Raw genomic sequence first — 26,303 nt, 5'->3', positions numbered from 1 at the left:
CTCCTTGTTTTACCGCTTAGGGTATTAAGGGTAGTCAATCTGTCTGACTATGAAGGTAAAGTTGGGTATATACGGAGGGTTCTTATACGTTTTCCCCCTTTCGTTTACCGACAGGGGGAACTGTGATTTTAATTATTTCACCCAATGAGGGATATTTTCTGTCGATACATTTTTTACAGTATATCCTTTCCCCTCTTGCGAGTTTTTAAAACAAGTTATCTCATCGAACCCCCACTTTCCGTTACGATTGAAAAAGTAAGCTGTGTACTTATCGGTATTATAACCGAAATATCTCTCGTTAGGGCGTGATATTTTTTCATTCTCACATGTAAAATCACTCCGCCATTCACTGCCAGTAGAATATTTTAAAACATAATATGCTACTACATCCGGCCTGCTTGAGACAAATAATACGATTAAACTCGTTAGCATTAAAGCACCCAAAATAGTAAAAAGTCTATATCCTTTTGCATGATCAGCAGTCACGATGAATATTACGTAAGTAGTCAACTGTAATATAAAAAATATCAATACAAAAAATGAACTGAGCTTCCATGTAAACTCCAGCCATGGACTGGATGATAAATCCATATTACTCAACTGAAGAAATAAACTTGCCGAGAACGCACTAGATAAAACATAACAGATTGATATAAATGAAAATAACATAACCCGTATATTTTTTACTTTCTCATGGCCATCTTTCTCGAGAACAAAGATTGTTAAAACGCTGCTAATAACAATAAAAATGGAGAACATCACCAATAGTACTTTTGCAAGAAAACCAAACTGTATATTTATTGCAAAAGGAAAAAGAAGAAACGCACCCCAGGCAAGGAGCGACGCCCATCCAGCCAACTTATTTACAACATCGCCACTTTCGAACCGAATAAAATGAATAATAATTTCCCGGGCACGCTGCCTTTTTAAATACAGCATGACTAAAAGGCCAATAAATAATGCATATGACAAATAAACCCGAACTGGATCTTTTATTTTCAACAAAACAAAACAACCTGCAAAGAAAAGGAACAAATATAAATCCAAGGATTTATTTTTTATTCCATTTATAAAACGATACAGTAAATTCATTTTATATACCCCAGAAAATAGATTATTATTAGCTATGAGAAACGAATACTCCGAACCAGAAAGAGAATGCAACAAATCTTCTGATCTGTCAGTTAAAAGAGGAATTTTAATTCTTCACCAGATAGCACATTTTGCATTTTACCTCCATCATCCTCTATCCTTAACCCATGGAAAAGCATACCGAACTCAAACGCGCCAAGCTTCTCGCGCTGTCGCTGCTGCTGATTGCCGTCGCAGCGTTTATCACCACCCTGTTCATGCCGCAAACCTTCTGGGTGCGCGGCGTAAAGGCCATTGCCGAGGCGGCGATGGTTGGCGCGCTGGCGGACTGGTTTGCCGTTGTCGCGCTGTTCCGCCGGGTGCCCATTCCCTTTATCTCGCGCCATACGGCGATTATCCCGCGCAATAAAGACCGCATCGGCGACAATCTCGGCCAGTTCGTGCAGGAAAAGTTTCTCGATACGCAATCCCTTGTCGATCTTATCCGTCGCTACGAGCCCGCACAGATGATTGGGACCTGGTTCAGCCAGCCCGATAACGCCCGGCGCGTGGGGCAGCATCTGGTGCAGGTGATGGGCGGTTTTCTGGAACTTACCGACGATGGGCGCATCCAGCGCCTGCTCAAACGCGCGGTGCATAAGGCTATCGACAAGGTCGATTTAACCGAGACCAGCGCCGTCATGCTGGAAAGCATGACCAAAAACAACCGTCACCAGGTGCTGCTGGACGCCATCATAAACCGCCTGATTACCCTGATTCAGCGGGAAAGCACGCGGGAATTTATTGCTGACCAGATCGTTCACTGGCTTAAGACCGAGCATCCGCGCAAGGCCATGGTGCTGCCCACCGAGTGGCTGGGCGATCAAAGCGCGGAGATGGTGTCGAACGCGGTGAACACGCTGCTGGACGATATCAGCCACGACCGTACGCACCAGATCCGTCAGGCGTTTGACCGCGCCACGATCAAGTTCATCGACAATCTGAAAAACGATCCGGAGATGACGGCGAAAGCCGAGAATATCAAACACTACCTCAAGAATGATGAGGCCTTTAACCGCTATCTGGGGGAAATGTGGGCTGACCTGCGCCAGTGGCTGAAAAATGACATGCAGAGCGATGATTCCCGCGTGAAGCAGCGTATCGCCAACGCCGGGCTGTGGTTTGGCGAAACGCTGACCAACGACGCCAGCCTGCGGGCGTCGCTGAATGAGCATCTGGAGCAGGCCGCACACCGCGTGGCGCCGGATTTCGCCGCGTTCCTGACGCGCCATATCAGCGACACGGTGAAAAGCTGGGATGCCAAAGACATGTCACGTCAGATAGAACTCAATATCGGTAAAGATCTTCAGTTCATTCGCGTTAACGGTACCCTGGTGGGCGGTACGATTGGCCTGATCCTGTTTCTGCTCTCGCAGCTACCCGCCGTGCTGGGGCATTAATCCGCTTCTGGCGGCGCGATAACGTAGCGCGTCGCCTCGAAGCGATTCAGGATCAGGTGCACCACAAAGACCATCGTCAGCGTGACCACCAGCGCGAAGGTAACGGAGGTGATGCGGTATAGATCGCTGAACACCAGGTCGCTGTCCGGGTGCATGTTCTGCCCGAACATAATGCCGATGGTGGTGATACTGGCGAAGCCTACCCCGGCGCCGACCTTCTCCATTACGTGCAGACGCGCGCCAAACGCCAGACCAAGGCCAATCAGCGGCATCATCAGCAGCATATGGCTGCTGTGATCGTAGAGGATAAGCTGGACGACAAGGATATAGAGGCACCCCAGCACCACGCCAACCACGCGCCAGATGGAGCTGATAACCGAGCCGCGATAGTGCATCGGGAACAGGATCAAAATCCCCGCCATCAGCGCCGAAAGCGAATCGCTTAAGTCGCTAATCTGGAACACGACGAAAATCAGCGTCGCCACGGTGCCGGATAGCAGCGACTCGTGGCGCACGCGGGCGTCGTCTTTCTCAATCAGCGGCGGCGGCTTACGCGGCTCCACGTCCGGCAGCAGGTAGTTCATCAGCGCGCTCAGGCACACCGCCATCACGCTCGCTTCGATGTTAGAGAATAAAAGCGTGTGCCAGTTGGTGGTGGGGTAGCTCATAAAGTTGAGCATCACGCTCTGGCAAACCACGCCCATCGAGCCGAACAGGAACAGCGGCCCCTTACTCATAAAGCGAAAACGCATCACGTACAGGGCAAACACCACCAGCGTCATGATGACCGGCCACTGCGACAGATAGCCGATAATCAACACCATTTCGACGCAGTTCAGCGAGGCGCTGAAGATAAACTGCTTCGCCACGTGGCGATTAAACACCGGTACCAGCGAGAGAAGCATGATCGGGTAGACCACAAAAAACACGCCGTAGCTGGTGTTGTAGAAACTCGAAATACTGAGCGCAATCATCCCGGCAAAGACGATACGCAGGGTCTGGCGAAAGTCGTTTGCCGTATAGACGATGTTGCCGTGCGGGGTAAATACCCGTGCCAGGGTGCTAATAGACATAGTGAAGCAGGCTCACCAGATGGATTTGCATCCCGGAGAAGAATCGCGCAAACGGCCCTTCGCTGTTGTAGAGCTGCACGGTGGCGCGCGCGCCGGTCGGCAGCGGCTTCGGTAAGGCTTCGTCCAGCGCTACGTGAATGCGCATACGCTGGGCATCACGCACCCAGCGGTTGGAGGTTTCCGGTTCAGAAAGTTGACCGTTTACGGCCTCCTGTCCGGCGAGGATCCCCGCGTCGCTGCTGGTAACGTGGGCACGGAAAACGTGCCCCGGGAAGGCGTCAAACACCACGGCAGCGTCGGTCCCCTGATGGGTATGACGCAGGCTCTTCTCGCGGAAATCCGCCACGATATCGATCCGGGTGTTCACCAGCGCCAGCGCAGCCGAACCGGATGAGGCGTAAAAACCGGGGCTTAATTGCAGGTTACTGACCGTGCCGTCCGCCTCGGCGTAGACCTTCGTCCAGCCAAGATTCAGCTCCGCTTCATCCAGCGCGTTACGGTATTTTTGCAGCGTCACGTTACGGTGCTCATCCCGCTCGCCGCGCTGAATGCGCAGGTTATGAATATTCGCCTGGATCGAGCTGACGGACTGCTCGCTGCTCTGCCAGGTGGTACGGACCTTATCCAGATCCGCCTGCGATACGTTCTGCAAGGTGCTCAGTTTCTGGTAGCGGTCGAATGTCACTTTGTCGTTACGCGCGGTCAGCACGGCGGTTTTCAGGCTGGCCTGCGCTGCGGCAATCTGCGCATCCAGCTGATCGTTAGACAGACGCGCCTGTTCCAGCGCGATCTGCGCCGCCTCGACCTTATTGCGAAACGGCGTGGCGTCGAGCTCAAACAGCAGATCGCCTTTCTTAACCTGGCTATTGTTATGGACATGTACCGCCGCCACATACCCGGAGACGCGGGCAGACACCGGGGTCACCACGCGCATCACGGTGGAGTCCGGCGTCAGCGGGATCCAGATATCCGCGACGATAAAGTAAACAAACATCAGCAGGAAAGAGGCAATACTCACCCTTACCCAGCGGGCAAACTTTTGTTCAGGAGTCATTATTTTTCGGTCTTATTATCTTCTTCGCGGATTGTCCGCAAATTGCAGGCGATTTGATTGAGAGTAGCGCTGAAAATATCGATATGTTCCGGCGCGATGTTTTGCGATACGCGCGCCTGGAACGTCTCAATCACCTGAGAGAGCCTTTCAAGAATGGCTTTTCCCTCAGGCGTCAGCGTCAGCAGCCGGATACGCTTGTCATACGGCGAGACGGTGCGCAGCAGGTAGCCCTGCTTTTCCAGCTGTGTCAGCGTGCGCATTAGGGGAGGCAGTTCAATGCCCTGCACTTCCGCCAGCTCGCTGACCGAGACGTTATCCCCGAGTTGATGAAGCTGCATCATCACCGTCCAGCTCGACTGGGTTAACCCGGTGTCGAGAATGGCGTCGTCGATGACTGCGCGCCACTGACGCACGATCATCGCCATCCGCATGCCCATCGGCCTGCGGCTAAACAGATCTTCTTCACTCATGGGGAGCCCTCTCGTAGTACGCCATCACGATAATAGTTATCAGGATAAGTATCAAGAAACGAGAAGTTAAAGCGCAGGAATTGAGAAACGATGTTCTCCCTCTCCCTGTGGGAGAGGGTCGGGGTGAGGGCATCAGCCCGCAGCGGCGTTTAGCGGCTAAAATGCTTCCTGACGGCACTTTTCCCCGAAGCCGTCACCACCACCTCCCGATAACCCGCCACCCGCTGGATCCAGCCTTTGCTTTCCATGTGGATAAGCAGCGCAGCGCCCGCCTCACCGCCAAGATGAAACCGCCGCTCGCTCCAGTCCAGGCAGGCGCAGCAGGCCTTCCGACGCGGATGAGCGCTTAACGGAATACCGAGCGCCAGGAACTGCTCCCGACCATACAGGGTCAATGCGGAACCGTCAGCCTCCAGCCAGCCTTCCGCCTGCATGAAATCATAGATCTGCACCGCCACCGCGCCTGCGAGATGGTCGTAGCAGGTCCGGGCTTCACGCATGGCTTTCGGCGCGCTGGTTTCCGGCGGGGTAATGCGGCTCCACGAAAGCCCCATCATCTGTTCCACCAGCGCCGCCACGTCGTGCCCGGCAAGACGATAATAACGATGCCGCCCTTGCGACAGGCAGGTAATTAGCTGCCCTTCAACCAGCCGGGCAAGATGCCCGCTGGCGGTCGACGGCGCAACGTCTGCCGCCGCACTCAGTTCAGTGGCCGTCCACGCACGCCCGTCCATTAGCGCACAAAGCATCTTCACGCGCGACGGATCGGCCATTGCAGCCGCCACCGCGGCAATCGCCTTTTCCAGCATCGCGCTGTTATCAGAGGGTAAGCTCGTCTTTAACATTCGTCGCCCAGGGTGTGGTGATCTCAGCGGCCAGCTTATCATCATCCGTCAGCAGAATAAGGTGATTCGCATGGTCACTGTACTGAGTCAGGATAGACACGCCGCGTGCCGCCAGCGCCGCCGCTATCTCGCCCAGCTCGCCAGGACGCTCCTGCTTAAGCTTTCTGATCACCGGCTTTCGCAGCGCCTGCACGGTAAACCCGGCGTCGAGCAGCACACGGCGGGCTTTTTCCCCGTCCTCCACCAGGAAATGGGCATCGGTACCGAATACGCCGCCACCCTCAAGCCCCACGCCGTTGCGCCCCAACAGCTGTCCAAAGCGCGCCAGCTCGCCGGGCCCGTCGCGGAAAATCACGTGAACGTCATACATCCGCGTGCCCTCCGGTTTCGGAACTGTATTCCCGCACCAGCTGCGCCACGCGAATACGGTAGAAAGAGAAAATCGACGCCCGTCCTTCGGCCTGCGCCGCCTGATGGAAGACGTTCTGCTTCCAGCGGCGGACGGCCTCTTCATCCCGCCACCAGGAAAGGGAGAGGATTTTGCCGTCGGTCGTCAGGCTCTGGAACCGTTCGATATCGATAAAGCCGTCGATGTCGGCCAGCAAAGGCTTAAGCTCTGCGGCAAGTTGGAGGTAGCGCGCCTGATGGGCAGGCGCGGCTTTGGCTTCGAAAAGGACTGCGATCATGATGGTCTCTCCGCTGTGATGTTGAGGAGAGAATGCAGGATGGAAAAGCACAATGCTTCGGTAAAGAGCGAAGCTTTAGCCCAGAACCGACCTCGGCTCCATAAACGCGCGGATCCCCCACTCGCCCATCTCGCGCCCCACGCCGGAGTGCTTAAACCCGCCAAACGGCGCTTTCGGTTCATGAGCCAGGGTGTTCACCAGCACGCGACCGGAAACAATCTGCTGTGCCACGCGTCGCGCGCGGTCCACATCGCCGCCCAGCACCATCGCGCTCAGGCCGTACTCGGTATCGTTGGCAATGGCAATCGCCTCCGCCTCGTCCAGATAAGGGATTACGCACAGCACCGGGCCGAAAATCTCGTCGCGGGCAATGGTCATCCGATTGTTCACGCCGGCAAACAGCGTCGGACGCACAAACCAGCCGTCCCGCGTGCCTTCCGGTCGCCCTTCGCCGCCCGCCAGCAGGCGCGCCCCTTCTTCGATTCCTTTGCGGATATAGCCCTGCACCCGCAGCCACTGCTTTTCGCTGACCATCGGGCCGACGTCTGTCGTGCTGTTGCGCGGGTCGCCGGATTTCATCGCCGCCACGGCCTGCGCCAGCGCGGTTTCGATCTCCGCTTTGCGCGAGTAAGGCACCAGAATGCGCGTCCCGGCCACGCACGCCTGCCCGCTGTTCATAAACCCGGCCTGGATCACCAGCGGGATCGCCTGCGCCAGATCCACATCATCCAGCAGGATCGTCGGTGATTTACCGCCCAACTCCAGCGTCACGCGCTTAAAGCTTTCCGCCGCGTTGCGCAGGATCGCCTTGCCGGTATTCGTGGAACCGGTGAACGAGATTTTCGCGACGTCCGGATGGCGGCTGATTGTGTCACCGACCGTCTCACCCCGTCCGGTGACGATGTTAAACACGCCCGGCGGTAGCGCAGCGTCGCGCAGCGCTTCGGTGACAATCTGCGTTTGCAGTGCGCTCATTTCACTCGGCTTGATGACCGCCGTGCAGCCCGCCGCCAGCGCGGCCGCCAGTTTGCCGCAGATAAACCCCGCATCGCTGTTCCACGGCGTAATCAGCCCGGCCACGCCGAGCGGCGTCATCTGCACCGTTGCGGCACCTGCGGAGGTGACAAACTCAAATGCCTCCAGCGCCTCGATGGCCTGAGCAATCACCTCTGCCGGATAGCTTGCCATCCATGCCGAGCGCGAGGCGGGCGCGCCGTAGTCTTCAATGACCGCTTCCAGCAGAGCGTCGTGACGAGCGGCCACGGCGGCGTGCATGCGCTTCAGCGCGGCGATGCGTTCCTGCTTTGTGGTCTGCGACCACGCCGGAAACGCCGCTTTCGCCGCCGCGATAGCGCGTTCAGCGTCAACCTCATCCGCCAGGCGAACCTGGCCGATGACCTGCGCCGTCGCCGGATTGTACAAATCAAACCGTTCGGTACCGTGCGGGGTAACAAACTCGCCGTTAATAAAGATCTGTTCGATGGTGTGCATATAAACCTCCTCAGGCTGTGTGAGCCCAGTCTGTCACGGCTTCTCCGTTGCGATAATCCACGCTATGCTGCAAGGGTTGTTTCGATTTTCAGGATAATCTATGCATCGTTCAGGTCTGACAGAGCTGGAAGTGGTGATGGCGGTGGTGCGGCGCGGCAGCTTTCGCGGCGCGGCGCAGGAACTGGGGATGTCCGCCACGGCGGTCAGCAACGCCATCGCCGGGCTGGAGAGCCGCCTTGAGACGCGACTTTTCAACCGCACCACCCGCAGCGTGGCGCTCACCGACGCCGGGCAGCGCTACGTGGCGCGTATCGGCCCGGCGCTACAGGAGATCCGTCTCGCCGGGGAGGAGATCCACAGCGACACCGGGGAACCCGCCGGAACGCTGCGTCTGAACGTGCCGAACCATATCGGCACCCTGTTTCTGGACCAGCTGCTGATCGACTTCATGATCCGCTACCCGAAAATGCGCGTGGAAACGGTGAGCGAAGCGAGGATGATCGACATCGTAGCGGAAGGTTATGACGCGGGGATCCGCCTCGAAGAGTCCGTTCCGCAGGACATGATCGCCGTGCCGCTGACCGGTGAGATCCGCCAGCTGGTGACCGCCACGCCGGACTATTTCGCCCGTCACGGCATACCCGAGACGCCGGACGATCTGCTTTCACATCAGGGGATCGGCATGCGTATGGCCCACGGCGGGATCTACCGCTGGGAGCTGGCCCGTCGGGGGGAAACGTACGCCCTTGCCGTGCCGCCGCGCTTTGCGACGTCCGATCTTTTTGCCTCGATCCGCGCCGTAAAAGCGGGGTTAGGGGTGGGATTTTTACCGGAAATCTATATTCAGGACGAACTGAAAAGCGGGGAGCTGGTGAGCGTCTTAAACGACTGGGCGCAGCCGTTTGCCGGGCTGCGCCTGTACTACCCCGGCCATCGCCACGTCCCGCCGGGGTTGCGGGCGCTGGTGGCGATGATCCGCGAGCGCGGGATTATTCCAGGTTAGCCTTGTTCAGCCCGTACGCCGCATCCAGCGAGCCCGGCTCCATGCGGGAGGTAATGCCCAGGCGGTTCCAGGCGTTGATCGCCACGATGGCGAAGTTCAGCTCTGAAATCTCCACGTCGGAGAAGTGCTCCGCCACGCTGCGGTACAGCGCATCGCTCACGCCGTGAACGCCGATTTGGGTCAGCGCTTCGGTGAAGGCCAGCGCCGCTTTTTCACGGGCGCTGAACAGCGGGGACTCGCGCCAGGCCGCCAGATGGTACAGGCGCAGCTCGCGCTCGCCGGCAATTTTCGCCTCTTTTGAGTGCATATCGAGACAGAACGTACAGCCGTTCAGCTGCGACACGCGAATGTCGATCAGGTGCTTCAGCGCCGGATCAATAGAGGTTTTCGCCACTTCCATGCTCAGGGCGGAAAGCGCGTTGGTGAGTGCAGGTGTGGCTTTGTGGTGATTTACGCGAGTGCTCATTGTCTTTCCTCTTTTTTGTGCGGCATGTGTCATGCGATGAAGCAAATCTACGCCGTTCATGACATAGTAAAAAGATACAAAAATCGTGAAATGAGGTAGGACATGAAGCCGGGCTATCACGAGATTTATTCCCGCTATCGCGACAACATCATGCGCGGCGTGCTGAAGCCGGGCGACAGGGTACCTGCCATCCGCGTGCTGGCGGAAGAGCTGAAGGTGGCGCGCAAAACCGTCGAGACGGCGTATGCCATTCTGACGGGCGAAGGGTATCTGGTGAGCCAGGGCGCGCGCGGGACGCGGGTGAATCCGGATCTTCTGCTGCCCGCGCAAAACGCCCCCACAGAACAAGCGACCGGCACGCTGCCGGCGTCGTTGATTAGCCAGCGCGAACGGGCCGGTTTTCTGCGCCCCGGCATTCCCGCGCTCGACAGCTTCCCCTATAAAAAATGGCTGCTGCTGGCGGGCCAGGCGACGCGCGCCATGCGTCAGGATGAAATGCTCAACCCGCCCGTTCTGGGCTGGTATCCGCTGCGCGAGGCGATAGCCCGCTATCTCAATATCTCGCGCGGGTTATCCTGCACTGCGGAACAGGTAATGATCACCAGCGGCTACAGCGGCAGCCTGCGCCTGATCCTCGACACGCTCGCCAGCCGCAGCGATAAGGTGGTATTTGAGGATCCAGGCTACTTTATGGGCCAGCAGTTGCTCAAGCGCATTGTGCCCCGCCTGCACACCGTGCCGGTCGATCGCGCAGGGATGGATACGGACTACCTGCTGCGTAATCACCACGATGCCCGCTTCGCCATCGTTACTCCGTCTCACCAGAGCCCGCTGGCGGTGACGCTCTCCCTGCCGCGCAAGCAGCAGTTGCTCGACTGGGCGTCACAAAACGAGGCGTGGATTATCGAAGATGATTATGACGGCGAATTTCACTACACCCGCAAAGTGCTGCCGTCGCTGAAAAGCCTCGACCAGCATGACAGGGTGATCTTTATGGGCACCTTCAGCAAAACCATCATGCCATCGCTGCGCATGGGCTACGTGGTGATGCCCGCCAGCACCGTCGGCGCGTTTACCGACAGCGCGGACATCCTCACCAGCGGCCAGCCGGTGCTGACGCAAAAGATCCTCACCGCGTTTCTCAACGAAGGGCATTTTTTCCGTCATCTGAAAAAGATGCGCGCGCTCTATCAGACCCGCCGCGACTGGATGATTGCCGCCCTGCGTGAGGTCTATGGCGATCTGTTTTTCACCGAGCAAAACGACGGCGGGATGCATATTGTCGCGTTCCTCGCAAAGGGAAGCGCTGACCGGGAGATCGCCCGCTGCTGGCAGGAACAGCAATTGCAGGTCAATGCGCTTTCGGCGTGGTATCACGGATCAGGAAAACGCTACGGGCTGGTGATGGGCTATAACAACGTGCGGTCGTATCAGGAGGCGCTGGATTTGCTGGAAAGGCCGAAACGGCAGACGCTAGAACTGTTGAGCTGAAAACCGCCGGGTGGCGGCTGCGCCTTACCGGGCCTACGGTCTCCTGTAGGCCCGGTAAGCGTAGCGCCACCAGGCAACCCTATGCTCACACATCATATCGCGATAACCCGACGTCCTTGAGCTGCTCGTCGCTCATCTGGCTCAGAATACGGCGGGTACGGTTGATGCGATACCAGTTACGCAGCGTTTTCGCTACCCAGACAAACGCGATAAACGGACGTTTTGAACGATTCTCGTAGAATTCCATGATGCTCTCCTCGCTGTGCCAGTGGGGTTATCATCATGGAAAACGGCCAGTACAATACAGATTCAAAAACTGCTTTTGTTTACCATACAGATCCACTAAAACGGTATCTGCATGGTGGTTTATTCATCCATCTGTACTGGTTTAATGCTCTGTATGGTGAAAACAAAGGATACAGCATGACACGCTATCAACATCTGGCCAACCTCCTGGCGGAACGCATTGAACAAGGGCTGTATCGCAGCGGCGAACGTCTGCCGTCGGTACGCACGCTGAGCCAGGAGCACGGCGTGAGCATCAGCACCATACAGCAGGCCTACCAGATCCTCGAAAACCTCCAGCTGATCACGCCTCAGCCGCGCTCCGGCTATTTCGTCTCGAAACGCAAAGCCCAGCCGCCCGTCCCGGCGATGACCCGTCCGGTACAGCGCCCGGTGGACGTTACCCAGTGGGATGAGGTGATGATGCTGCTGGACGCCCGCGCCGACAAAGAGATGATCTCTTTTGGCGGCGGCTCGCCGGATATTAACCAGCCGAGCCTGAAGCCCCTGTGGCGCGAGATGAGCCGCATCGCGCAGCATAACCCCGGCGAGATGCTGAGCTATGACGTGCTCGACGGGCGCCTGGAGCTGCGCGAGCAAATCGCCCGCCTGATGCTGGACGGCGGCTCCACCGTCGCGGCAAACGAAATTGTCATTACCAACGGCTGCCACGGCGCGCTGTCGATCGCCCTGCTCTCGGTGTGCAAACCGGGGGATATCGTGGCGGTGGAATCGCCGTCGTTTCACGGCACCATGCAGATGCTGCGCGGCTTTGACATCAAGGCCATTGAAATTCCCACCGATCCTGAAACCGGGATCAGCATCGAAGCGTTGGAGCTGGCGCTGGAGCAGTGGCCGATCAAGGCGGTGATCCTGGTGCCAAACTGCAATAACCCGCTCGGGTTTATCATGCCGGAGGCGCGGAAGAAGCAGGTCTTAGCCCTGGCACAGCGGCACGATATCGTGATTGTTGAGGATGATATCTACGGCGAGCTGGCGGCGGAGTATCCGCGTCCGCGCACCATTCATTCTATGGATATTGATGGTCGCGTGCTGTTATGCAGTTCGTTTACCAAGACCGTGGCGCCGGGCCTGCGCGTCGGCTGGATTGTGCCGGGGCGCTATTACGATCGGGTGATGCACATGAAGTACGCCGCGGGCGGGTTTAACGTGCCGGGCACGCAGATGGCGGTGGCGGCGTTTATCCGCGACGGCCATTACCATCGCCACGTGCGGCGTATGCGCCAGATTTATCAGCAGAATATGGAGACCTACACCTGCTGGGTGCGGCAGTATTTTCCGGCAGAGATATGCGTCACCCGCCCGCAGGGCAGCTTCCTGCTGTGGGTTGAGCTGCCGGAGACGGTCGATATGGTGTGCGTCAGCAAGCAGCTGTGCCGGCTGAAGATCCAGGCCGCGGCCGGGTCGCTGTTTTCCGCCTCCGGGAAGTACCGCAACTGCCTGCGGATCAACGTAGCGCTGCCGCCGACAGACAAAAATCGCGAGGCATTGAAAAAGATGGGTGAAGCGATTGTGATTGCGATGGAGGAGTAGTGCGGCATTTTGCCCTCACCCCGCCCCTCTCCCACAGGGAGAGGGAGAAAACCGCTCCCGCCCCCCGGCAAAATCAACAACTCAGAACTTCCACGAAACGCTGCCCACAATGCTGCGTTCTGCACCGAAGTAGCAGTAAGAGAGAGAGTTACAGGCCGCGACGTAGCTTCTGTCCGTCAGGTTATTGACGTTCAACTGCGCGCTCACGCCCGTGAGCCCCACTTTCGACAGGTCATACCCCACGGTCATATCCACCAGCGTGTACGACGGAAGCGTATGGGTATTCTGGCGATCGCTGGCGATCCCGTTGACATAGCGCACGCCGGAGCCGACGGTCAGGCCGTCCAGCGGGCCGGTTTTGACGGCGTAGCTCAGCCAGGCGCTGGCCATGTTACGCGGGGCATAAACGGCGCGCTTGCCCTCCTCTTCCGGGCTGCTCTTCTTGTAGCGAATATCCGTGTAGGTGTACGCCGCCTGCATACGCAGGCTGTCGGTCAGCTGACCAATCGCCTCCAGCTCAACGCCTTCGGATTCGATTTCACCAATGGAACGGTACGGATCGGTCGGCTCCTCTTTAGTGGCAATGTTCTTCTGGTTGATGCGGAACACCGAGGCGCTGAACTGGCTGTTCATCCCCTCTGGCTCATACTTTACGCCCGCTTCCCACTGCTTGCCCTTCATCGGATCCAGGATATTGCCCTGCTCGTCGGCAAAGCTGGTCGGCGTAAAGGCGGTAGAGTAACTGACGTACGGCGCAACGCCGTTATCAAACAGATACAGCAGCGCCGCGCGGCTGCTGAAGTTGTTTTTATCCAGATCGCTGCGGGTGTGGTTAAAGTTGTCGACGTTCGACACGCTCACCTGGTCGTAACGCCCGCCCAGCGTCAGGCGCCAGCGGTCAATGGACATCTGATCCTGTAGGTAGTAGCCGGTCTGGCGCAGCTTGTGTTTTTCCCTGCTGTACTGGGTGATGTAGTCCGGCTTCGCGCCGTAAACAGGATGGAAAGCGTCAATCGGCGGGAAGCCGCCGTAGTAGCCGGTGACGTTGTTGGTGCGGTCCTGATAGTCCATGCCGATCAGCACGCGGTGGTTCACCTCCCCGGTGTCGAAGCTGCCGTCGACCTGGTTATCCAGGGTGATGGCGTTCATCTTCTCGTCAGAGCCGGAATAGCCGCGATTCAGCTCGGTGTCATTCAGCCAGCCTGCGGCATACACCTGGTTCAGCTCGACTTTGGTGTGCAGGTAGCGCAGCTTCTGGCGCACAGACCAGCCGCTGTCAAACAGGTGCTCGATGTTATAGCCGACCATGTTTTCCCGACGATCGTACTTGTCGTAATCGTCCTCGCCCTCGAAGAAGGTGTTGGAGATTTTCTTACCGCTGTGCGGTACAACGGTGCCCTCATATGGCAGGCCGGAGTGGCTGCCGCCTTCCGGATCGCGGTGCAGGTAGGCCATCAGATCCAGACGGGTGTTGTCGGTGATACGCCAGGTCAGGCTCGGCATCAGGGCGTAACGCTCTTCTTTGAGCGGATCGAACTGGGAATCAGCATAGCGGGTCATCCCGCTGAGGCGCACCGCCACGCGGTCGTTATCATCAACCGGGCCGGTCACGTCGAACATCGCCCCACGCTGGTTATTGTTACCGGCGAAGAGCTTAATCTCCCCGCCAGGATCGAACGATGGCTTACGGGAGGTGAGCGCCACAATCCCGCCCGGCGATGAGCGGCCATAGAGCACGGAGGCCGGACCGCGCACGACTTCGATACTGTCCAGGAACCACGGGTCAACCACCAGCGAGCTGTGGGAATTGGTGTCGCCCATCATCTTCAGGCCGTCGAGGTAGACGTTGTCCAGACTGCCGTCCGAGAAGCCGCGCAGCACCATGTAGTCAAAGCGGTTTGACGCCCCGATCTGGTTGCTGTAGACCCCCGGCGTGTAGCTCACGGCCTGACGTACGCTGGTTGCGCCCTGCTCTTCGAACTGCTCGCGCGTGACGATAGAGACCGACTGCGGGGTTTCAATATCCGGTGTTTCAAGCTTGGTGGCCGCAGACTGCATCTGCGAGGTCACCACCACGGTGTCAGTTTTTTGGGCATCCTGTGCCAGTAAAGGAAAAGCGACGCTACCGGTAACCCATCCCACCAGCAGTGCCAGACGCGATTTAGCAAACATAACCCTCTCCAGAGATATTTCTTATTGTTAATAAGAATTATTACCTTTTTGAGAGTGCAAACGGCTATGCGCGCCGCCAGGTTACGTATGCGCGATGCTAAACCGCACGGGATGCATTCGCGCGATGGGCGAAATTACGTTAGCGGAGTTTGCGCACGTCGCCCGGAGAAATCCCGTAATGACGACGAAACGCGGTGGCGAAGTTGGTGGCATGCTGATACCCGCACATCCAGGCCGCCTGCTGCACGCTGTGGCCTTCCAGCAGATAGCGGCGCGCCAGCGCAAGGCGACAGTCGCGAAGATAATCGAAGAGGGTGCAGCCGTAGCGCTGACGGAACTTGCTGCGCAGGCTGCTTGGGCTCATTGCAGCCAGGGCTGCCAGCTGCGCGAGAGTATGATCCCGTTCAGGAGACTGTTCCAGCAGGCTCCGCACGCGTTCAAGACGCGCATGCTCAGGGCGGCTTGGGCAAGGCTGCTGGCGCTGGTTGAGGCCATGGCCGAGCAGCTGATACATCAGCCCCTCAAGCAACAGCTTGCGTGAAAGCACGCTTACCCCCTGCCGCTGCGCATGCAGAATACCTGACATCACAAACTCGGGAACCTGCCAGACAAACGCGGGTGCATTCAGGCTTTGCCATTCCAGAAGCAATGACTCAAGCAAGGCTTCACGTCCGGCATCGTGCGGGTACACGCCAAACGAGAGCGTTTTCAGCGTGCTGTCGGCATCGTGACGCGCGCTCATTACCTGATCTTCACTCAGACGTGAGCTGAACGCCATGCCCGGGCGGACGGGATAATTGATACCATTGAGCGTGAGCGTCACGCACCCTTCCAGCACCACCAGCATATAGAGCGGGCTGCTGTGGCGAGAGGTGGTTTCATAGGGCTGTAATACACGTACGTCGGAATGGGTCAGCGAAATGCCGGACGAGAGCATCATCTCTTCAACATTCCCCTGCAACACGGGGCTACCGCTGACCTGCGCCTCTTTTAACTGGGGGAAACGGTAGTCGATGCCATAGCGCTCGCCGAATACCTGAAAATCTTCAACAAAAAATATGCGTTTCGCTGATTTATTTTCACTCTGGAGCATCATTCGGGGCCTGCATCGGGAAAGGACAGGCAAAACAGTACCATCCATTTGCAATGGCAGCAATCACCGGGCGCAGACACTATTACGCTCCGGACGAAGCCGGAGCGAAGGCATATATTTCCTTGCGAGAGATATATTTATGCTTCCTGCCACTCAGCAAAAACCTCTTTATGGTTTTTGGTCAGGACAACTTTATTATCTTCGACTTTATCAACCCAGCCGAGAGGAATAAAATGGTGCTTGCCGCCCGATTCCGGATCGCTCTTCGCAAGCTTGATACGCTCACCATCAAGATGGTCCACAACCCCGACGTGCGTTCCGCAGCTGGCGACAACCTGAGTGTGATCCTTAATTGCGCTTTTATCTACCATAATTATTCTCCTGTTTCGGTTATTTGCCTGTTGCACGAAATTAACTGTAGCGCATAAATTAAGGCTTAAACGCCCTATTAGCATTTTGAAACATCATTGACAGAACCGAATATTCATTCTACTTAACGCCGAAATGAAAAAATAAGAATGAGATGAATTATTACCGACTGATTATTTCCCGTTCATAATTAACTTATCGCAACCAACGAGGAGGTATTTATGACGATTCGCAACAATCGGACAGAAATTTCGCTGGCTCTTGGTGAAGCGGTTTTAGACATCGTGCAAAAAGGCCATGAGTTATCGCGAGAGAATCTCGCCCAGGCGATGAAAATCAAAGCGGAGAAAGAGCGCGACGACGAGCGGCTTTTGAACTACTGGAAGGCGTGTAATATGCTGGTTTGAACGTAGCGGCGTTTAGGCTGACTAAACGCCGCCTCATGTTACTCGTCGAAGTACCAGTACCCCTGGTTAATCAGCCCGGTGAGTTCGTCCACAAACGCCGGATTATTCAGTGCGTCACCCAGCTCGGCCTGGCCGAGCTGGGTGTAGCGGCACAGCGCGTCTGCCCCGTTCACATCCGCCGTTTCCAGCTGTTCACTGTTGATAAAGAAGCTGCCGTTAACGTTCAGCACGCGCAGGCCGCTCAGGCGCGACAGCGTTTCGCCGCCCTGAAGCGCGTCCAGCACCTCTTCTGCGGAATACGGTGGCTCGGCGGCGGCAATATCCAGCTCGTGACGTGGCGTGGAGACGAAGCTGCCAAACCATTTCGTGAAATCATCCGGCTTGCTAATCATGTCGATCATCATCTCGCGAATGCGATCAAGCTCGTACTGCTCCACGCGGCCCGGGTGTTCGCGGCAGGTCAGATCCGGATCGCTGTAGTGTTCGCCGCCCAGATCGTTCTCCAGCGCATAGTCGGCAAAGCTGCTGATCAAATCGCGACCGTTCGGCCCGCGAAAACCGACAGAGTAGTTGAGCGCGGTTTCATGGGTGAAGCCGTCATGCGGGAATCCAGGCGGAATGTAGAGGATATCGCCCGGCGCCAGATCTTCGTCGATGATCGGCTCAAAAGGATCGACATGTAGCAGAGCCGGATGCGGGCAGAACTGACGCATCGGCAGCTTTTCACCCACGCGCCAGCGGCGGCTGCCCATCCCCTGGATGATAAACACATCGTACTGATCGATATGCGGCCCAACGCCGCCGCCCGGGACAGAAAAGGAGATCATCAGGTCATCGAGACGCCAGTCCGGCAGGACGCGGAACGGACGCACCAGCTCTGCGGCGGGCATATGCCAGTGGTTCACCGCCTGCGCCAGCAGGGACCAGCCGGTTTCACCGAGGTTATCGAAATGCTCAAACGGGCCATTGCTCGCCTGCCACTTGCCGTTAGCGTGGCTTACCAGGCGGCTATCGACTTCCGGCTCCATCGCCAGACCCGCCAGCTCATCAGGGGTAATGGGGTCGACAAAATTCGGGAAGGCATTTTTCAGTACAACGGGTTGTTTTTGCCAGTATTTTTCAAGAAATTCCGGCCAGTTCAGGTTCAGTTGATACGCCATGGTTAGCACCAGTGAGAGGGTAAACAGGCGCGATTATAGGTAAGAAAGCAGAGGGGGAACTTGTCATGGGTCAATCGAGCGCGTGTAGGTCGGGTAAGGCGAAGCCGTCACCCGACGCACACGCAGGCTAAAACTTAATCCAGGTTCAGCTCGTCATAATGGGTGATCAGTTTGCCCACGATGCCGTAGTCCAGCGCTTCCGCCGGTGACATCCAGAAGTTACGGTCGGTGTCTTTCTTCACTTTCTCCAGCGGCTGGCCGGTGGCGTCGGCAATCAGCTTGTTCACACGTTCCAGCATGCGGATGATCTCCCGCGCTTCGATCTCAATATCCGTTGCCTGACCGCGCACGCCGCCCAGCGGCTGGTGGATCATAAAGCGGGTATTTGGCAGCGAGTAGCGGTGCTCTTTTTTCGCCGCCAGGAAGATGGTGATCCCGGCGCTTGCCACCCAGCCGGTGCCAATAACGTGTACTTCCGGACGGATAAACTTAATGAAGTCGTGGATGGTATCACCCGCTTCCACATGGCCGCCCTGGCTGTTGATGTACAGCTTGATCGGATCGTTACTGACGCTTTGCAGCAGGATCATCTGAGTGATGACTTTCTGAGCCAGCTCCTGGTTGATTTCACCGGAGATGACAATCGAACGGGATTCCAGCAGTTTTTGCTGTAGAGCGCCCGCGCCGTTTGTTCCTTCCGCTTTTTCTTTATCGTCACTGCTTTTCAGTGTGTAGTGCATCGTTATGTCCTCAGCTTGTCGCGCTCAAAATCAGAGTGTAGCCTGTTTTACCCGTCGGCGTCCTCACACAAAACATCGCGTGTCGTGCGCTGGCTCCGCCCCCGGAAAGGTCACTAAAAACAGCGCTCCACTCCTAACTAATTCGCCACATTTTTATTACACTTTCATATCATCTTCATATTGGTAAATGATAATAATAATTAATGTGTTAGTATGAATGAGGATAGCAAACAGTCGCTTACGTTCAAAAAGGCGCTATTTTATTGTCGATGATTTACTGATCACACACCGGGGCGGTGAATGGAACACATTGTTTATGTGGTTGATGACGATGACACAGTCAGACAGTCCGTTGTCAGGCTGCTGGAATCCGCGGATATGCACGCCCTTGGCTTTTCCTCAGCAGAAGCCTTTCTCAGCCATCCCTTTGAGGATCTGCCCTCCTGCGTGATCCTCGATATGCAGATGCCCACGATAACCGGATTTGATGTCGCAGATGCGCTGAAAGCCAGCGGGCGGGAAATACCGATCATCTTTCTCACCGGTCACGGCACCATCCCTATGTCCGTCCGGGCGATCAAAGGCGGAGCCTACGAATTTCTCACTAAGCCCGTTGAATCCAGCGCGCTCATCGGCTCCATCGAATCCGCGCTCAGACTGGCACAGCACAACGCCGCCCGCGTCAAAGAGCACTACGCCCTGAAGCAGCGCCACATGTCCCTCACGCCGCGCGAGCATGAGGTGCTTGAGCTGGCCATCAGCGGCAAGCTCAACAAGCAGATCGCCGCCGAGCTGGGCGTCAGTGAGATCACGGTGAAAGTGCACCGCCGCCGGGTAATGGAGAAAATGCAGGTCCGCTCCGTGGCCGAACTGGTCAGGGCCGTCGAGCGCCTGACCAAACATCAACCAGTGGAATAACCGTTACTCCTCCTGTCCGGCAAGCGGCAACGCGAAGGTAAATACCGTGCCGTACGGCTCTCTGCGGCGCGCGCTCAGTTTCCCCCGGTGCCGTTCAATGATGCTGGCGCTGATGGTCAGCCCCATCCCCATTCCCTGCGCTTTGGTCGAATAGAACGAGTCAAAGATCCGCTCGGTGAGCTCCGGCTCAATGCCGCTGCCGGTATCGGCGATCTCAAAGATCACCTTCCCCTCGCCGCAGTTCGCGGTGGAGATCGTGATGCTGCACGGGCGATCCGTCACTTCCGCCATCGCTTCCATCGCATTCATCACCAGGTTAAGCAGCACCTGCTGGATCTGCACGCTGTCGCCGATGATAAAGCTGTCGTCAGCGTTCAGAAGATAATCAACGCTTATGTGTCGCAGCTCAAGTTCGCTGCGTGAAAGCATAATGATGTGGTGGATCAGGAAGTGCAGATCAATACGCGTAAACGTGGGGTCCTGTTTGCGCGTCAGAGACTGAATGCTGCGAATGATCTCCCCTGCCCGCTCGCCCTCGGCGGCGATCTCCTCCAGCCCCTCGCGCACTTTGTCCAGCCGCGCCGGATCGCGGTTGAGCCAGCGCAGGCTCGCGCCGGCGTTCGAGACAATCGACATCAGCGGCTGGTTGATCTCGTGCGCGATCGAGGAGGTCAGTTGCCCGACGGTGGTGGCCCGTGAGACTCGCGCCAGATCCGCCTGCGCCACCCGCATCGCATCTTCCGCCGCCCGCTGGCTGGTGATGTCGGTAATGATGCCGTAATACTCATTCACTTCGCTGCCGACGCCGACCGGATCGCCAATCCCGAGGATGTAGCGAACGGAGCCGTCGGTGCGGATAATGCGAAACTCCGCGCGCATCGACAGCCCGTCGCGCACGCTCTGGTTAACGAGGGTGCTGATCCGGCCATAATCGTCCTCATGCACGAAGGTTAAAAACTCCGCCATTGAGATCATCTTTTGCTGCTCCGGCAGGCCAAGGATACGGGCGTACTCTTCAGACATAAACATCAGATCCTGCACCAGCTCCCAGCGCCAACTGCCGGTATGGCTGATCTGCTCGCCCAGCATCAGTGAGGTCTGGCTGGCGCGCAGCTCTTTCTCCACCCGTCGGCGCTGGATGTTTTCCGCCAGCAGCTCGGCGTAAAGCCGCGCCGTCTCCAGCGAAACCGCCGCCTGCGCGCCCAGCAGGCTGACCACGCGCGAATGTTCGGCGGTAAACACTTCCGGCATCAGGCGGTTTTCCAGATACAGCACCCCCACCAGCCGCGCCTGTTTGAACATCGGGACACACATCACGGCGGCGCCGGACGTCACCAGATACGGATCCTGGCTGAACGGGTGGAACTCCTCCGGTTTGCCGGTGCGGATCTCCTGCCCGGTGCGGATCACTGCGGCCAGCACCGACAGCGGCATGTCCGTCGCCATCGGTGACGCCTTCAGGATGCGTACCCGCACCCCGTCGGTACTGGTCCAGGCACTGGCCTCGATCTCCGGGATGTGATTATCGCTAACGCGCAGCAGCAGGCCACGCTGCGCCCCGGCCCGTTCAAGCAGCAGCGTCATCAGGTTTTCAATTAAACGCTCGAGGTTAATTTCTTCGGACAAGGCGCGTGAGGCTTTGATGACGCTCTGTAAATCGCGGATCACCTCGTTCTGGGCGAAGGCCGCCGTGTCATACGCGCGGCTCTGCCCGGAGGCCAGCAGATGCGGGAAATCCTGCTCCAGCTGGCGCACCTTGGCCTGCGCCCCGGCGCGCCCCCAGGCGGCAATCGCGCCGCGGAAATGGGCGTCGGAGGCGGTCGGGTAGCCGCAGGCCAGCGAGAAACGCCCTGCCAGCTCGTGCGCCAGGGCATTGATCGGGTTAAAGCCGCCCTCCCGCGAGAGCCGCACCGCTTTTTCATACTGCTCCAGCGCGATGCTGTTCATGCCGTCCAGACGGACGATTTCGGCGTAAATCAGCGCTTCTTTATCGGCAAACGTGCCCGAATTGATCCGCGCCCAGAGGGCAATTTTGTCGTAATGGTGATGAATACTGCGGCGATAATCCGCCGAGAAGGTCTCCGGCGTGAGCTGGCGGGAGAGCGCCAGCGCGCTGTAAAAATGGTAATCCAGCAGATGAATATGACCCGGCGCGGACCACGCATACCAGCCCGCCCTCTCTAAATCCGCCTGTGCGTCGGCGTATTCGCCGCAGGAAAAGTGCGCCATCCCGCGATAGAGCCAGTACCAGAACAGCATAGTCGAGGTCTGCTCGGGCGCCTGCTCCGGCGGCGCGGGCAGCAGATCGTCAGGCAGCGCCTGGGCGGCGCTCCATGGGCCCGTCACCGGCGTGCGTAAAAACTCCACGTAGCGGCGCTGAATGTGCAGAACGGTTTCAATGTCCTGGTAATCCGTTTTGCGCACAAAGGCCAGACCGCGATCGATGCTGGTCAGCACGCCATCCAGATGATCGCCCCGGGAGAGGAAGTTAATGATCTGATGACAGGCCGCGAAACAGGCCATCGTCATGTCGCCGTGGGTCACCGCCGAGGTAAAGCAGGCCTTTGCGCACTCGATAGTGTACGACAGCGGCTGGGTCCAGACGCTGAGCTGATCGAGCGGCAGCAGAGTTTTGGCTTCATAGGCATCATAGCCGTGGCGGTTCACCAGCTCACGAGCCAGCGTGCCGTACTCAAATCCGAGACGGTATTCGGCGTAGCGGTGACCAATCAGCACGCCAAACCAGGCCATCGCCGTGGTGGAGGCGCCGGTGATGCCGTGATCGAGCGTGAGGTGCATCATCCGGCACAGGAGTAAAAAGTGCAGGCGCGGGCAGGTAAAGCTGGCGAAAATACTGGCGCTGTAAAGCAGGTTCATCACCGCTTCGGTCTCTGCGTTCTCCATCAGCTTAAGCTGAGAAAACGGGTTCAGCGGCGCGTCGGCGGTGCGTTGACAGAACTGCTGCCAGGCCTCGTCACATTCGGCATTTTCCGGGTAGCGGCTGATCTGGATCCCGAACACGCCCAGCCAACATAACGACGCCTCCAGCGCCAGGCGGATCTCCGACTGGCGCATATACACTTCCGCCAGCAGGTTGGCGGCCAGCGCTTTCTCCGTCAGCCCGCCCGGTGAACCGAGGATCGCATCGCACAGCGCACGCGTACGCTCCAGGTGCCCGAGCGCAAACTCACAGCCCGCCTCTTCGATATCCAGCATAAAGTCCGAGACCGGGCCCGCATTCCCCAACGCTCTGGCGGTCTGGATATAGCTTAAGGCGGAAAGGTAATCGCCGGTACGCTTCGCACGCCGCGCGGCCTGAAGGCTCAGCTCCCGGAATCGCTGCCGCTGGGGTGCAGGCTGGATGCAGTCCAGCGCTGCGCTGACGTGGTGAACCGCGCGGAACAGCAGTTCGTTGCCCGCCGTCTGCCGTGCGGCATCCGCCAGCAGGCTGGCGGTGGTCAGGTGCAGATGGCTTTTCTCGCCCTCATCCAGCAGGGCAAAGGCGGCTTCCTGCACCCGATCGTGAGTAAAAGTGTACTCTTTCTCCGTCAGCACAATCAGCTGAGCAGTAACCGCCGGGTGAAGCGCGTAGCGGATTTCCGCCGCCGACCGCCCCACCACGCGGCACAGCATCTCCAGCTCGCCCGTGCAGCCGAGGCAGGCGATGCTGCCCAGCAGGCGGCGCGTCTCGTCGGGCATCTCCTTGAGCTGTTCAAGTACCAGCGTCACCACGTTTTCGGTGTAGTGCCGGGCGCGGATGGCCTGGAGATCGTAATGCCATTTCCCCTGATATTTGTTGTGCACCACCAGTCCGTCATCGACGATGCGGCGGAAAAATTCCTGCACAAACAGCGGGTTGCCACCGGTTTTTTCATGGATCAGCGTGGCAAGATCGGCGGTGCCCGTACTGCGGGCATGAAAAATTCCCCCGAGCCAGCGCGCCACGGCCTTCACCGACAGCGGCTGCGGCACAATCGTCGTGGCGTATTGCGCCGCCTCCGGCAGGCTCGCCAGCGCGGTCTGCAAGGTGGGATCAGAAAGCGAACTGAGATCGCGGTGCGCCACCACCACCAGCAGCGGGATGGCGCCGCAGGCGCGCAGCAGGTGATCGAGCGTTCGCAGGCTGGCGGCGTCGATCCACTGCACATCATCCAGCAGCAGCACCAGCGGCGCGCCCTGGGTGGCGAAAGTTTTCACCAGCGCCAGCACCATATGGCCGAAGCGCGCCCGCGCGTCGATGGAAAAGGTATCCGCGGAGAAACGCGGTTTGTTCTCAAGGAGTAAATTCAGCTCCGGCACCAGGCTGACGGCCAACTCCTCGAAGCCTTCCAGCGCGCGCGACAGACGGATTTTCCACGTCGCCACCTCCCCGGCTGGCAGCCCGAGCAGGTGCAGCGTGAGCGTCCGAAACGCCGAACTCAGCACGCCGTAGGGCAGCGTGGGAGAATATTGATCGACCTTGCCCACCGCCAGCAGCACCTTGCGCTGTTGCAGCGATTTCAGCGTGGTGGCGATCACGGAAGATTTGCCGATCCCCGAAGGTCCCCCAATCGTCACCAGTTCCGGCGCACCGCTCTGGCTGACCCGCTCAAACGCGGCGATGACGTCGCTGGCCTGCGGATGCGCAGAGAAAAGCGAATCGGCCAGATGGATCGCCGGAGAGCGATCCTGCTGGCCGGGAATAAAGTCGACAATTTCGCCTTCAACGGTCAGCGTCGCCTGGCAGCGCCTGAGGTCGGCAATCAGCCCGTCGACGGTCTGATAGCGATTCTCCGGATTCTTCTCCAGCAGCTTAAGGATAATGGTCGACAACATGCCGGGTACGTCCGGGCGCACCCGACCCGGCGCAAGCGGTTCAGAGGCAATGTGATAATGCGCCCAGTTGGTCTGGTCATCAGCGCTCAGTTCAAACGGCAATCGCCCGGTCAGAAGTTCATAAAGCACGATCCCCAGACTGTAGAGATCGCTCCGGCTGTCAACGGCGCGCCGGGTACGCGTGGTGTGTTCCGGTGACATGTAGGCGGGCGTGCCGCCAGACGCGGCAAGCCGGGACTGGGAGAAGGCGTCGGAGGTGCCGCAGGAAAGACCGAAGCTGCACAGACGGCAGGTGGCGTCGTGATGAACGAAGATCGCCCCGGGTTTGATATCGCCGTGGATCAGGTTGTGCTGATGCATCTGGCGCAGGGGACCGCAGATGCGGATCGCCATCTCGATAAAGCGGGCGATCCCGGAAATCGCCTTACCTGCCCGGCACGCCAGCAGTTCAAAGCAGAACGGCGCGTAGACCAGCGCAAAACGTCCGCGGTACTGGGTTGAAGCGACGGGCCGGATAGCCCAGCCGTCATGAAGGCGATCGCGCAGGGCAAACTCGTTTTTCAGCAGCCGCGTTGCCCGCTCCTCTTCTTCATCGCTGACCGCGGTGGCAATAATAAACGAACCGCCGGACTGGGGATGCCGCCCGTTCATCCAGGAGATGCCGCCCTCCTGCGCCAGCACGGTAAAAATGACATCCTCTTTCAGAACAAAAGCCCGCCCTTCATGGAGACTACCCCGGGCGGGCCAAAATGCAGGCGACGTATGTTCGTTCATCCGCGATCCTTATTGTCGGCGGGTCAGCTCCCGCTGAATATGATCCAGCAGAATATCGATGTTAATCGGCTTACGCAAAAATGCAGCGGCGCCCAGACTGAGTGCATACCGCTGCATATTTTCATCAGCATGGCCGGAGATAAAGAGTATTGGCGGTGGCGGCATGGCCAGCAACCGCAGCTTCTCAAACAGCTCGATGCCGTTCATGCCGCGCAGCTTGATGTCGGCGATCACCAGCGACGCGCCGGACAGGGCGAGAGGGTGGCTCAAGAACACCTCTGCCGAATCGAAGGTATCGGTAGCATACCCTTCCGATTGCAGCAGGTTACTGAGCCCGCTGCGAACAGAGCGTTCGTCATCAATGATGGCAATGCGCCACGGCAGCGTCATGCTGTCTTTCCTCAAACAAATCGTTACGCGTCGCGGCTTTCCTTCGCGGGCGCGGGGGGCGCAGTACCGCTGATTTTCGGTACGCATTCATGACGAAACCAGGCCAGGGTCAGCGGTTCGCGGCTCACCAGACGCCGTCCGATGGGGATCAGCTGTTCACCCACCAGCATGCCGAACAGGCCTAGCAGCGCGACGACCGGCGGCGCCGGGGAATGTACGTCGAGCAGGGCGTAAAGTACCCCAGCCGCGGCCCCGCACACCAGCGAAATAATCCAGGCCTTCATGATGACGCTCCGGTCGGGTGCTGAACGTGGGGAACCGTCACCTGCACGGCAGCCGGATTATCGCGGGATAAAAGATGACGCATCGCCTGTTCACCTGCCAGCATCCCCAGCAGGCCAATCAGCGCCAGCGCGGGCGGCGCGGGGGAGCGCACCTTCAGCACGGCATACATCAGGCCAATCAACACGCCTGCCGCAAGGGATATCAACCCTGTACTCATTGAGAACTCCAGAG

The 26,303-nt window shown here is 58.1% G+C and carries 25 protein-coding genes; 6 read left to right on the top strand and 19 right to left on the bottom strand.

Annotated elements, in window-relative coordinates; genetic code table 11:
* Positions 1–132: 132 nt before the first annotated feature.
* Positions 133–1,092, bottom strand: a complete 960-nt coding sequence (locus ACOTX4_RS13955; protein WP_052687536.1) for a hypothetical protein — start codon at positions 1,090–1,092, stop codon at positions 133–135.
* A gap of 167 nt (positions 1,093–1,259) precedes the next feature.
* Between ACOTX4_RS13955 and ACOTX4_RS13950 the strand changes: the two genes are divergently transcribed.
* Positions 1,260–2,531 (top strand): DUF445 domain-containing protein, encoded by a 1,272-nt coding sequence (locus tag ACOTX4_RS13950; RefSeq protein ID WP_032608445.1) that lies wholly within the window; start codon positions 1,260–1,262, stop codon positions 2,529–2,531.
* Here ACOTX4_RS13950 and ACOTX4_RS13945 read toward each other — a convergent pair.
* The 7 genes from ACOTX4_RS13945 to ACOTX4_RS13915 form a co-directional block, all read right to left on the bottom strand.
* Positions 2,528–3,604, bottom strand: coding sequence for a DUF2955 domain-containing protein (locus tag ACOTX4_RS13945; protein WP_063937910.1), 1,077 nt, complete (start codon positions 3,602–3,604; stop codon positions 2,528–2,530). The two genes, ACOTX4_RS13950 and ACOTX4_RS13945, sit on opposite strands and share 4 nt — an antisense overlap.
* Complete coding sequence (locus ACOTX4_RS13940) at positions 3,594–4,661, bottom strand: HlyD family secretion protein (protein WP_086527941.1); 1,068 nt, start codon at positions 4,659–4,661, stop codon at positions 3,594–3,596. The genes ACOTX4_RS13945 and ACOTX4_RS13940 overlap by 11 nt, the downstream gene beginning before the upstream one ends.
* Positions 4,658–5,128 (bottom strand): MarR family winged helix-turn-helix transcriptional regulator, encoded by a 471-nt coding sequence (locus tag ACOTX4_RS13935; protein ID WP_003863089.1) that lies wholly within the window; start codon positions 5,126–5,128, stop codon positions 4,658–4,660. Before ACOTX4_RS13935 ends, ACOTX4_RS13940 begins: the two co-directional genes overlap by 4 nt.
* A gap of 149 nt (positions 5,129–5,277) precedes the next feature.
* The gene (locus ACOTX4_RS13930; protein WP_032608444.1) at positions 5,278–5,973 is read right to left on the bottom strand and encodes an ArsR/SmtB family transcription factor; all 696 of its coding nucleotides are present in this window, start codon (positions 5,971–5,973) and stop codon (positions 5,278–5,280) included.
* Positions 5,948–6,343 (bottom strand): amino acid-binding ACT protein, encoded by a 396-nt coding sequence (locus tag ACOTX4_RS13925; protein WP_022650340.1) that lies wholly within the window; start codon positions 6,341–6,343, stop codon positions 5,948–5,950. Before ACOTX4_RS13925 ends, ACOTX4_RS13930 begins: the two co-directional genes overlap by 26 nt.
* The gene (locus ACOTX4_RS13920) at positions 6,336–6,659 is read right to left on the bottom strand and encodes an antibiotic biosynthesis monooxygenase family protein (protein WP_003863082.1); all 324 of its coding nucleotides are present in this window, start codon (positions 6,657–6,659) and stop codon (positions 6,336–6,338) included. The genes ACOTX4_RS13925 and ACOTX4_RS13920 overlap by 8 nt, the downstream gene beginning before the upstream one ends.
* A 75-nt stretch (positions 6,660–6,734) precedes the next feature.
* Positions 6,735–8,150, bottom strand: a complete 1,416-nt coding sequence (locus ACOTX4_RS13915) for an aldehyde dehydrogenase family protein (RefSeq protein WP_063937908.1) — start codon at positions 8,148–8,150, stop codon at positions 6,735–6,737.
* A gap of 100 nt (positions 8,151–8,250) precedes the next feature.
* Here ACOTX4_RS13915 and ACOTX4_RS13910 point away from each other — a divergent pair, with 100 nt between their 5' ends.
* Positions 8,251–9,153 (top strand): LysR family transcriptional regulator, encoded by a 903-nt coding sequence (locus tag ACOTX4_RS13910; RefSeq protein WP_003863079.1) that lies wholly within the window; start codon positions 8,251–8,253, stop codon positions 9,151–9,153.
* Here ACOTX4_RS13910 and ACOTX4_RS13905 read toward each other — a convergent pair.
* Positions 9,140–9,619: a carboxymuconolactone decarboxylase family protein gene (locus tag ACOTX4_RS13905; protein WP_003863077.1), complete on the bottom strand. Its 480-nt coding sequence runs from the start codon at positions 9,617–9,619 to the stop codon at positions 9,140–9,142. The genes ACOTX4_RS13910 and ACOTX4_RS13905 overlap by 14 nt on opposite strands.
* Positions 9,620–9,721: 102 nt before the next feature.
* Between ACOTX4_RS13905 and ACOTX4_RS13900 the strand changes: the two genes are divergently transcribed.
* The gene (locus tag ACOTX4_RS13900) at positions 9,722–11,110 is read left to right on the top strand and encodes a PLP-dependent aminotransferase family protein (RefSeq protein ID WP_045897432.1); all 1,389 of its coding nucleotides are present in this window, start codon (positions 9,722–9,724) and stop codon (positions 11,108–11,110) included.
* A gap of 85 nt (positions 11,111–11,195) precedes the next feature.
* Here the strand turns inward: ACOTX4_RS13900 and ACOTX4_RS13895 are convergent, their stop codons facing one another.
* A complete protein-coding gene (locus ACOTX4_RS13895) occupies positions 11,196–11,357 on the bottom strand; it encodes a DUF1127 domain-containing protein (protein WP_003863073.1) in 162 nt (53 codons plus the stop codon).
* A 176-nt stretch (positions 11,358–11,533) separates the two neighbouring features.
* Here ACOTX4_RS13895 and ACOTX4_RS13890 point away from each other — a divergent pair, with 176 nt between their 5' ends.
* Positions 11,534–12,949 carry a PLP-dependent aminotransferase family protein gene (locus tag ACOTX4_RS13890; protein WP_003863072.1) on the top strand — a complete coding sequence of 472 codons (1,416 nt, stop codon included), beginning with the start codon at positions 11,534–11,536 and terminating at the stop codon, positions 12,947–12,949.
* Between the two features lie 81 nt (positions 12,950–13,030).
* On the opposite strand, the gene foxA is transcribed toward ACOTX4_RS13890, so the two are convergent.
* The 3 genes from foxA to ACOTX4_RS13875 all read right to left on the bottom strand — a co-directional run bounded on the left by foxA (position 13,031) and on the right by ACOTX4_RS13875 (position 16,585).
* A complete protein-coding gene (gene foxA / locus ACOTX4_RS13885) occupies positions 13,031–15,139 on the bottom strand; it encodes a ferrioxamine B receptor FoxA (protein WP_114138433.1) in 2,109 nt (702 codons plus the stop codon).
* A gap of 121 nt (positions 15,140–15,260) precedes the next feature.
* Complete coding sequence (locus ACOTX4_RS13880; RefSeq protein ID WP_045331710.1) at positions 15,261–16,217, bottom strand: helix-turn-helix domain-containing protein; 957 nt, start codon at positions 16,215–16,217, stop codon at positions 15,261–15,263.
* Positions 16,218–16,351: 134 nt separating this feature from the next.
* Positions 16,352–16,585, bottom strand: coding sequence for a DUF2171 domain-containing protein (locus tag ACOTX4_RS13875; RefSeq protein WP_003863067.1), 234 nt, complete (start codon positions 16,583–16,585; stop codon positions 16,352–16,354).
* Between the two features lie 219 nt (positions 16,586–16,804).
* Here ACOTX4_RS13875 and ACOTX4_RS13870 point away from each other — a divergent pair, with 219 nt between their 5' ends.
* On the top strand, positions 16,805–16,990 hold the full coding sequence (locus tag ACOTX4_RS13870; RefSeq protein ID WP_003863066.1) for a hypothetical protein: 186 nt from the start codon (positions 16,805–16,807) through the stop codon (positions 16,988–16,990).
* Positions 16,991–17,028: 38 nt separating this feature from the next.
* Here the strand turns inward: ACOTX4_RS13870 and ACOTX4_RS13865 are convergent, their stop codons facing one another.
* Together ACOTX4_RS13865 and ACOTX4_RS13860 are read right to left on the bottom strand one after the other, a co-directional pair.
* Positions 17,029–18,150, bottom strand: a complete 1,122-nt coding sequence (locus ACOTX4_RS13865) for a cupin domain-containing protein (protein WP_045331707.1) — start codon at positions 18,148–18,150, stop codon at positions 17,029–17,031.
* 134 nt (positions 18,151–18,284) lie between these two features.
* On the bottom strand, positions 18,285–18,890 hold the full coding sequence (locus ACOTX4_RS13860) for an ATP-dependent Clp protease proteolytic subunit (RefSeq protein ID WP_003863062.1): 606 nt from the start codon (positions 18,888–18,890) through the stop codon (positions 18,285–18,287).
* A gap of 300 nt (positions 18,891–19,190) precedes the next feature.
* Between ACOTX4_RS13860 and ACOTX4_RS13855 the strand changes: the two genes are divergently transcribed.
* Positions 19,191–19,808, top strand: coding sequence for a response regulator transcription factor (locus ACOTX4_RS13855; protein WP_003863061.1), 618 nt, complete (start codon positions 19,191–19,193; stop codon positions 19,806–19,808).
* Positions 19,809–19,811: 3 nt separating this feature from the next.
* Here the strand turns inward: ACOTX4_RS13855 and ACOTX4_RS13850 are convergent, their stop codons facing one another.
* The 4 genes from ACOTX4_RS13850 to ACOTX4_RS13835 are packed head-to-tail and all read right to left on the bottom strand — an operon-like array spanning position 19,812 to position 26,289.
* A complete protein-coding gene (locus tag ACOTX4_RS13850; RefSeq protein WP_063937906.1) occupies positions 19,812–25,397 on the bottom strand; it encodes a trifunctional serine/threonine-protein kinase/ATP-binding protein/sensor histidine kinase in 5,586 nt (1,861 codons plus the stop codon).
* Positions 25,398–25,406: 9 nt separating this feature from the next.
* On the bottom strand, positions 25,407–25,787 hold the full coding sequence (locus ACOTX4_RS13845) for a response regulator transcription factor (RefSeq protein ID WP_003863058.1): 381 nt from the start codon (positions 25,785–25,787) through the stop codon (positions 25,407–25,409).
* A gap of 23 nt (positions 25,788–25,810) precedes the next feature.
* A complete protein-coding gene (locus ACOTX4_RS13840; protein WP_023324098.1) occupies positions 25,811–26,071 on the bottom strand; it encodes a XapX domain-containing protein in 261 nt (86 codons plus the stop codon).
* Positions 26,068–26,289, bottom strand: coding sequence for a DUF1427 family protein (locus ACOTX4_RS13835; RefSeq protein ID WP_003863054.1), 222 nt, complete (start codon positions 26,287–26,289; stop codon positions 26,068–26,070). Before ACOTX4_RS13835 ends, ACOTX4_RS13840 begins: the two co-directional genes overlap by 4 nt.
* Positions 26,290–26,303: the final 14 nt, after the last annotated feature.

The sequence above is a fragment of the Enterobacter cloacae complex sp. IR5459 genome (assembly GCF_049238005.1).
GTDB lineage: Bacteria > Pseudomonadota > Gammaproteobacteria > Enterobacterales > Enterobacteriaceae > Enterobacter > Enterobacter hormaechei_C.
The sequence above is the reverse complement of the archived record's forward strand: the minus strand, read 5'-3'. Positions and strand labels throughout refer to the sequence as shown.

Excerpts from the sequence above, each read along its gene's own strand:
- ACOTX4_RS13955 (WP_052687536.1), bottom strand. The coding sequence starts at position 1,092 with ATGAATTTACTGTATCGTTTTATAAATGGAATAAAAAATAAATCCTTG.
- ACOTX4_RS13950 (WP_032608445.1), top strand. The coding sequence starts at position 1,260 with ATGGAAAAGCATACCGAACTCAAACGCGCCAAGCTTCTCGCGCTGTCG.
- ACOTX4_RS13945 (WP_063937910.1), bottom strand. The coding sequence starts at position 3,604 with ATGTCTATTAGCACCCTGGCACGGGTATTTACCCCGCACGGCAACATC.
- ACOTX4_RS13935 (WP_003863089.1), bottom strand. The coding sequence starts at position 5,128 with ATGAGTGAAGAAGATCTGTTTAGCCGCAGGCCGATGGGCATGCGGATG.
- ACOTX4_RS13930 (WP_032608444.1), bottom strand. The coding sequence starts at position 5,973 with ATGTTAAAGACGAGCTTACCCTCTGATAACAGCGCGATGCTGGAAAAG.
- ACOTX4_RS13925 (WP_022650340.1), bottom strand. The coding sequence starts at position 6,343 with ATGTATGACGTTCACGTGATTTTCCGCGACGGGCCCGGCGAGCTGGCG.
- ACOTX4_RS13920 (WP_003863082.1), bottom strand. The coding sequence starts at position 6,659 with ATGATCGCAGTCCTTTTCGAAGCCAAAGCCGCGCCTGCCCATCAGGCG.
- ACOTX4_RS13915 (WP_063937908.1), bottom strand. The coding sequence starts at position 8,150 with ATGCACACCATCGAACAGATCTTTATTAACGGCGAGTTTGTTACCCCG.
- ACOTX4_RS13910 (WP_003863079.1), top strand. The coding sequence starts at position 8,251 with ATGCATCGTTCAGGTCTGACAGAGCTGGAAGTGGTGATGGCGGTGGTG.
- ACOTX4_RS13905 (WP_003863077.1), bottom strand. The coding sequence starts at position 9,619 with ATGAGCACTCGCGTAAATCACCACAAAGCCACACCTGCACTCACCAAC.
- ACOTX4_RS13900 (WP_045897432.1), top strand. The coding sequence starts at position 9,722 with ATGAAGCCGGGCTATCACGAGATTTATTCCCGCTATCGCGACAACATC.
- ACOTX4_RS13895 (WP_003863073.1), bottom strand. The coding sequence starts at position 11,357 with ATGGAATTCTACGAGAATCGTTCAAAACGTCCGTTTATCGCGTTTGTC.
- ACOTX4_RS13890 (WP_003863072.1), top strand. The coding sequence starts at position 11,534 with ATGACACGCTATCAACATCTGGCCAACCTCCTGGCGGAACGCATTGAA.
- ACOTX4_RS13880 (WP_045331710.1), bottom strand. The coding sequence starts at position 16,217 with ATGATGCTCCAGAGTGAAAATAAATCAGCGAAACGCATATTTTTTGTT.
- ACOTX4_RS13875 (WP_003863067.1), bottom strand. The coding sequence starts at position 16,585 with ATGGTAGATAAAAGCGCAATTAAGGATCACACTCAGGTTGTCGCCAGC.
- ACOTX4_RS13870 (WP_003863066.1), top strand. The coding sequence starts at position 16,805 with ATGACGATTCGCAACAATCGGACAGAAATTTCGCTGGCTCTTGGTGAA.
- ACOTX4_RS13865 (WP_045331707.1), bottom strand. The coding sequence starts at position 18,150 with ATGGCGTATCAACTGAACCTGAACTGGCCGGAATTTCTTGAAAAATAC.
- ACOTX4_RS13860 (WP_003863062.1), bottom strand. The coding sequence starts at position 18,890 with ATGCACTACACACTGAAAAGCAGTGACGATAAAGAAAAAGCGGAAGGA.
- ACOTX4_RS13855 (WP_003863061.1), top strand. The coding sequence starts at position 19,191 with ATGGAACACATTGTTTATGTGGTTGATGACGATGACACAGTCAGACAG.
- ACOTX4_RS13850 (WP_063937906.1), bottom strand. The coding sequence starts at position 25,397 with ATGAACGAACATACGTCGCCTGCATTTTGGCCCGCCCGGGGTAGTCTC.
- ACOTX4_RS13845 (WP_003863058.1), bottom strand. The coding sequence starts at position 25,787 with ATGACGCTGCCGTGGCGCATTGCCATCATTGATGACGAACGCTCTGTT.
- ACOTX4_RS13840 (WP_023324098.1), bottom strand. The coding sequence starts at position 26,071 with ATGAAGGCCTGGATTATTTCGCTGGTGTGCGGGGCCGCGGCTGGGGTA.
- ACOTX4_RS13835 (WP_003863054.1), bottom strand. The coding sequence starts at position 26,289 with ATGAGTACAGGGTTGATATCCCTTGCGGCAGGCGTGTTGATTGGCCTG.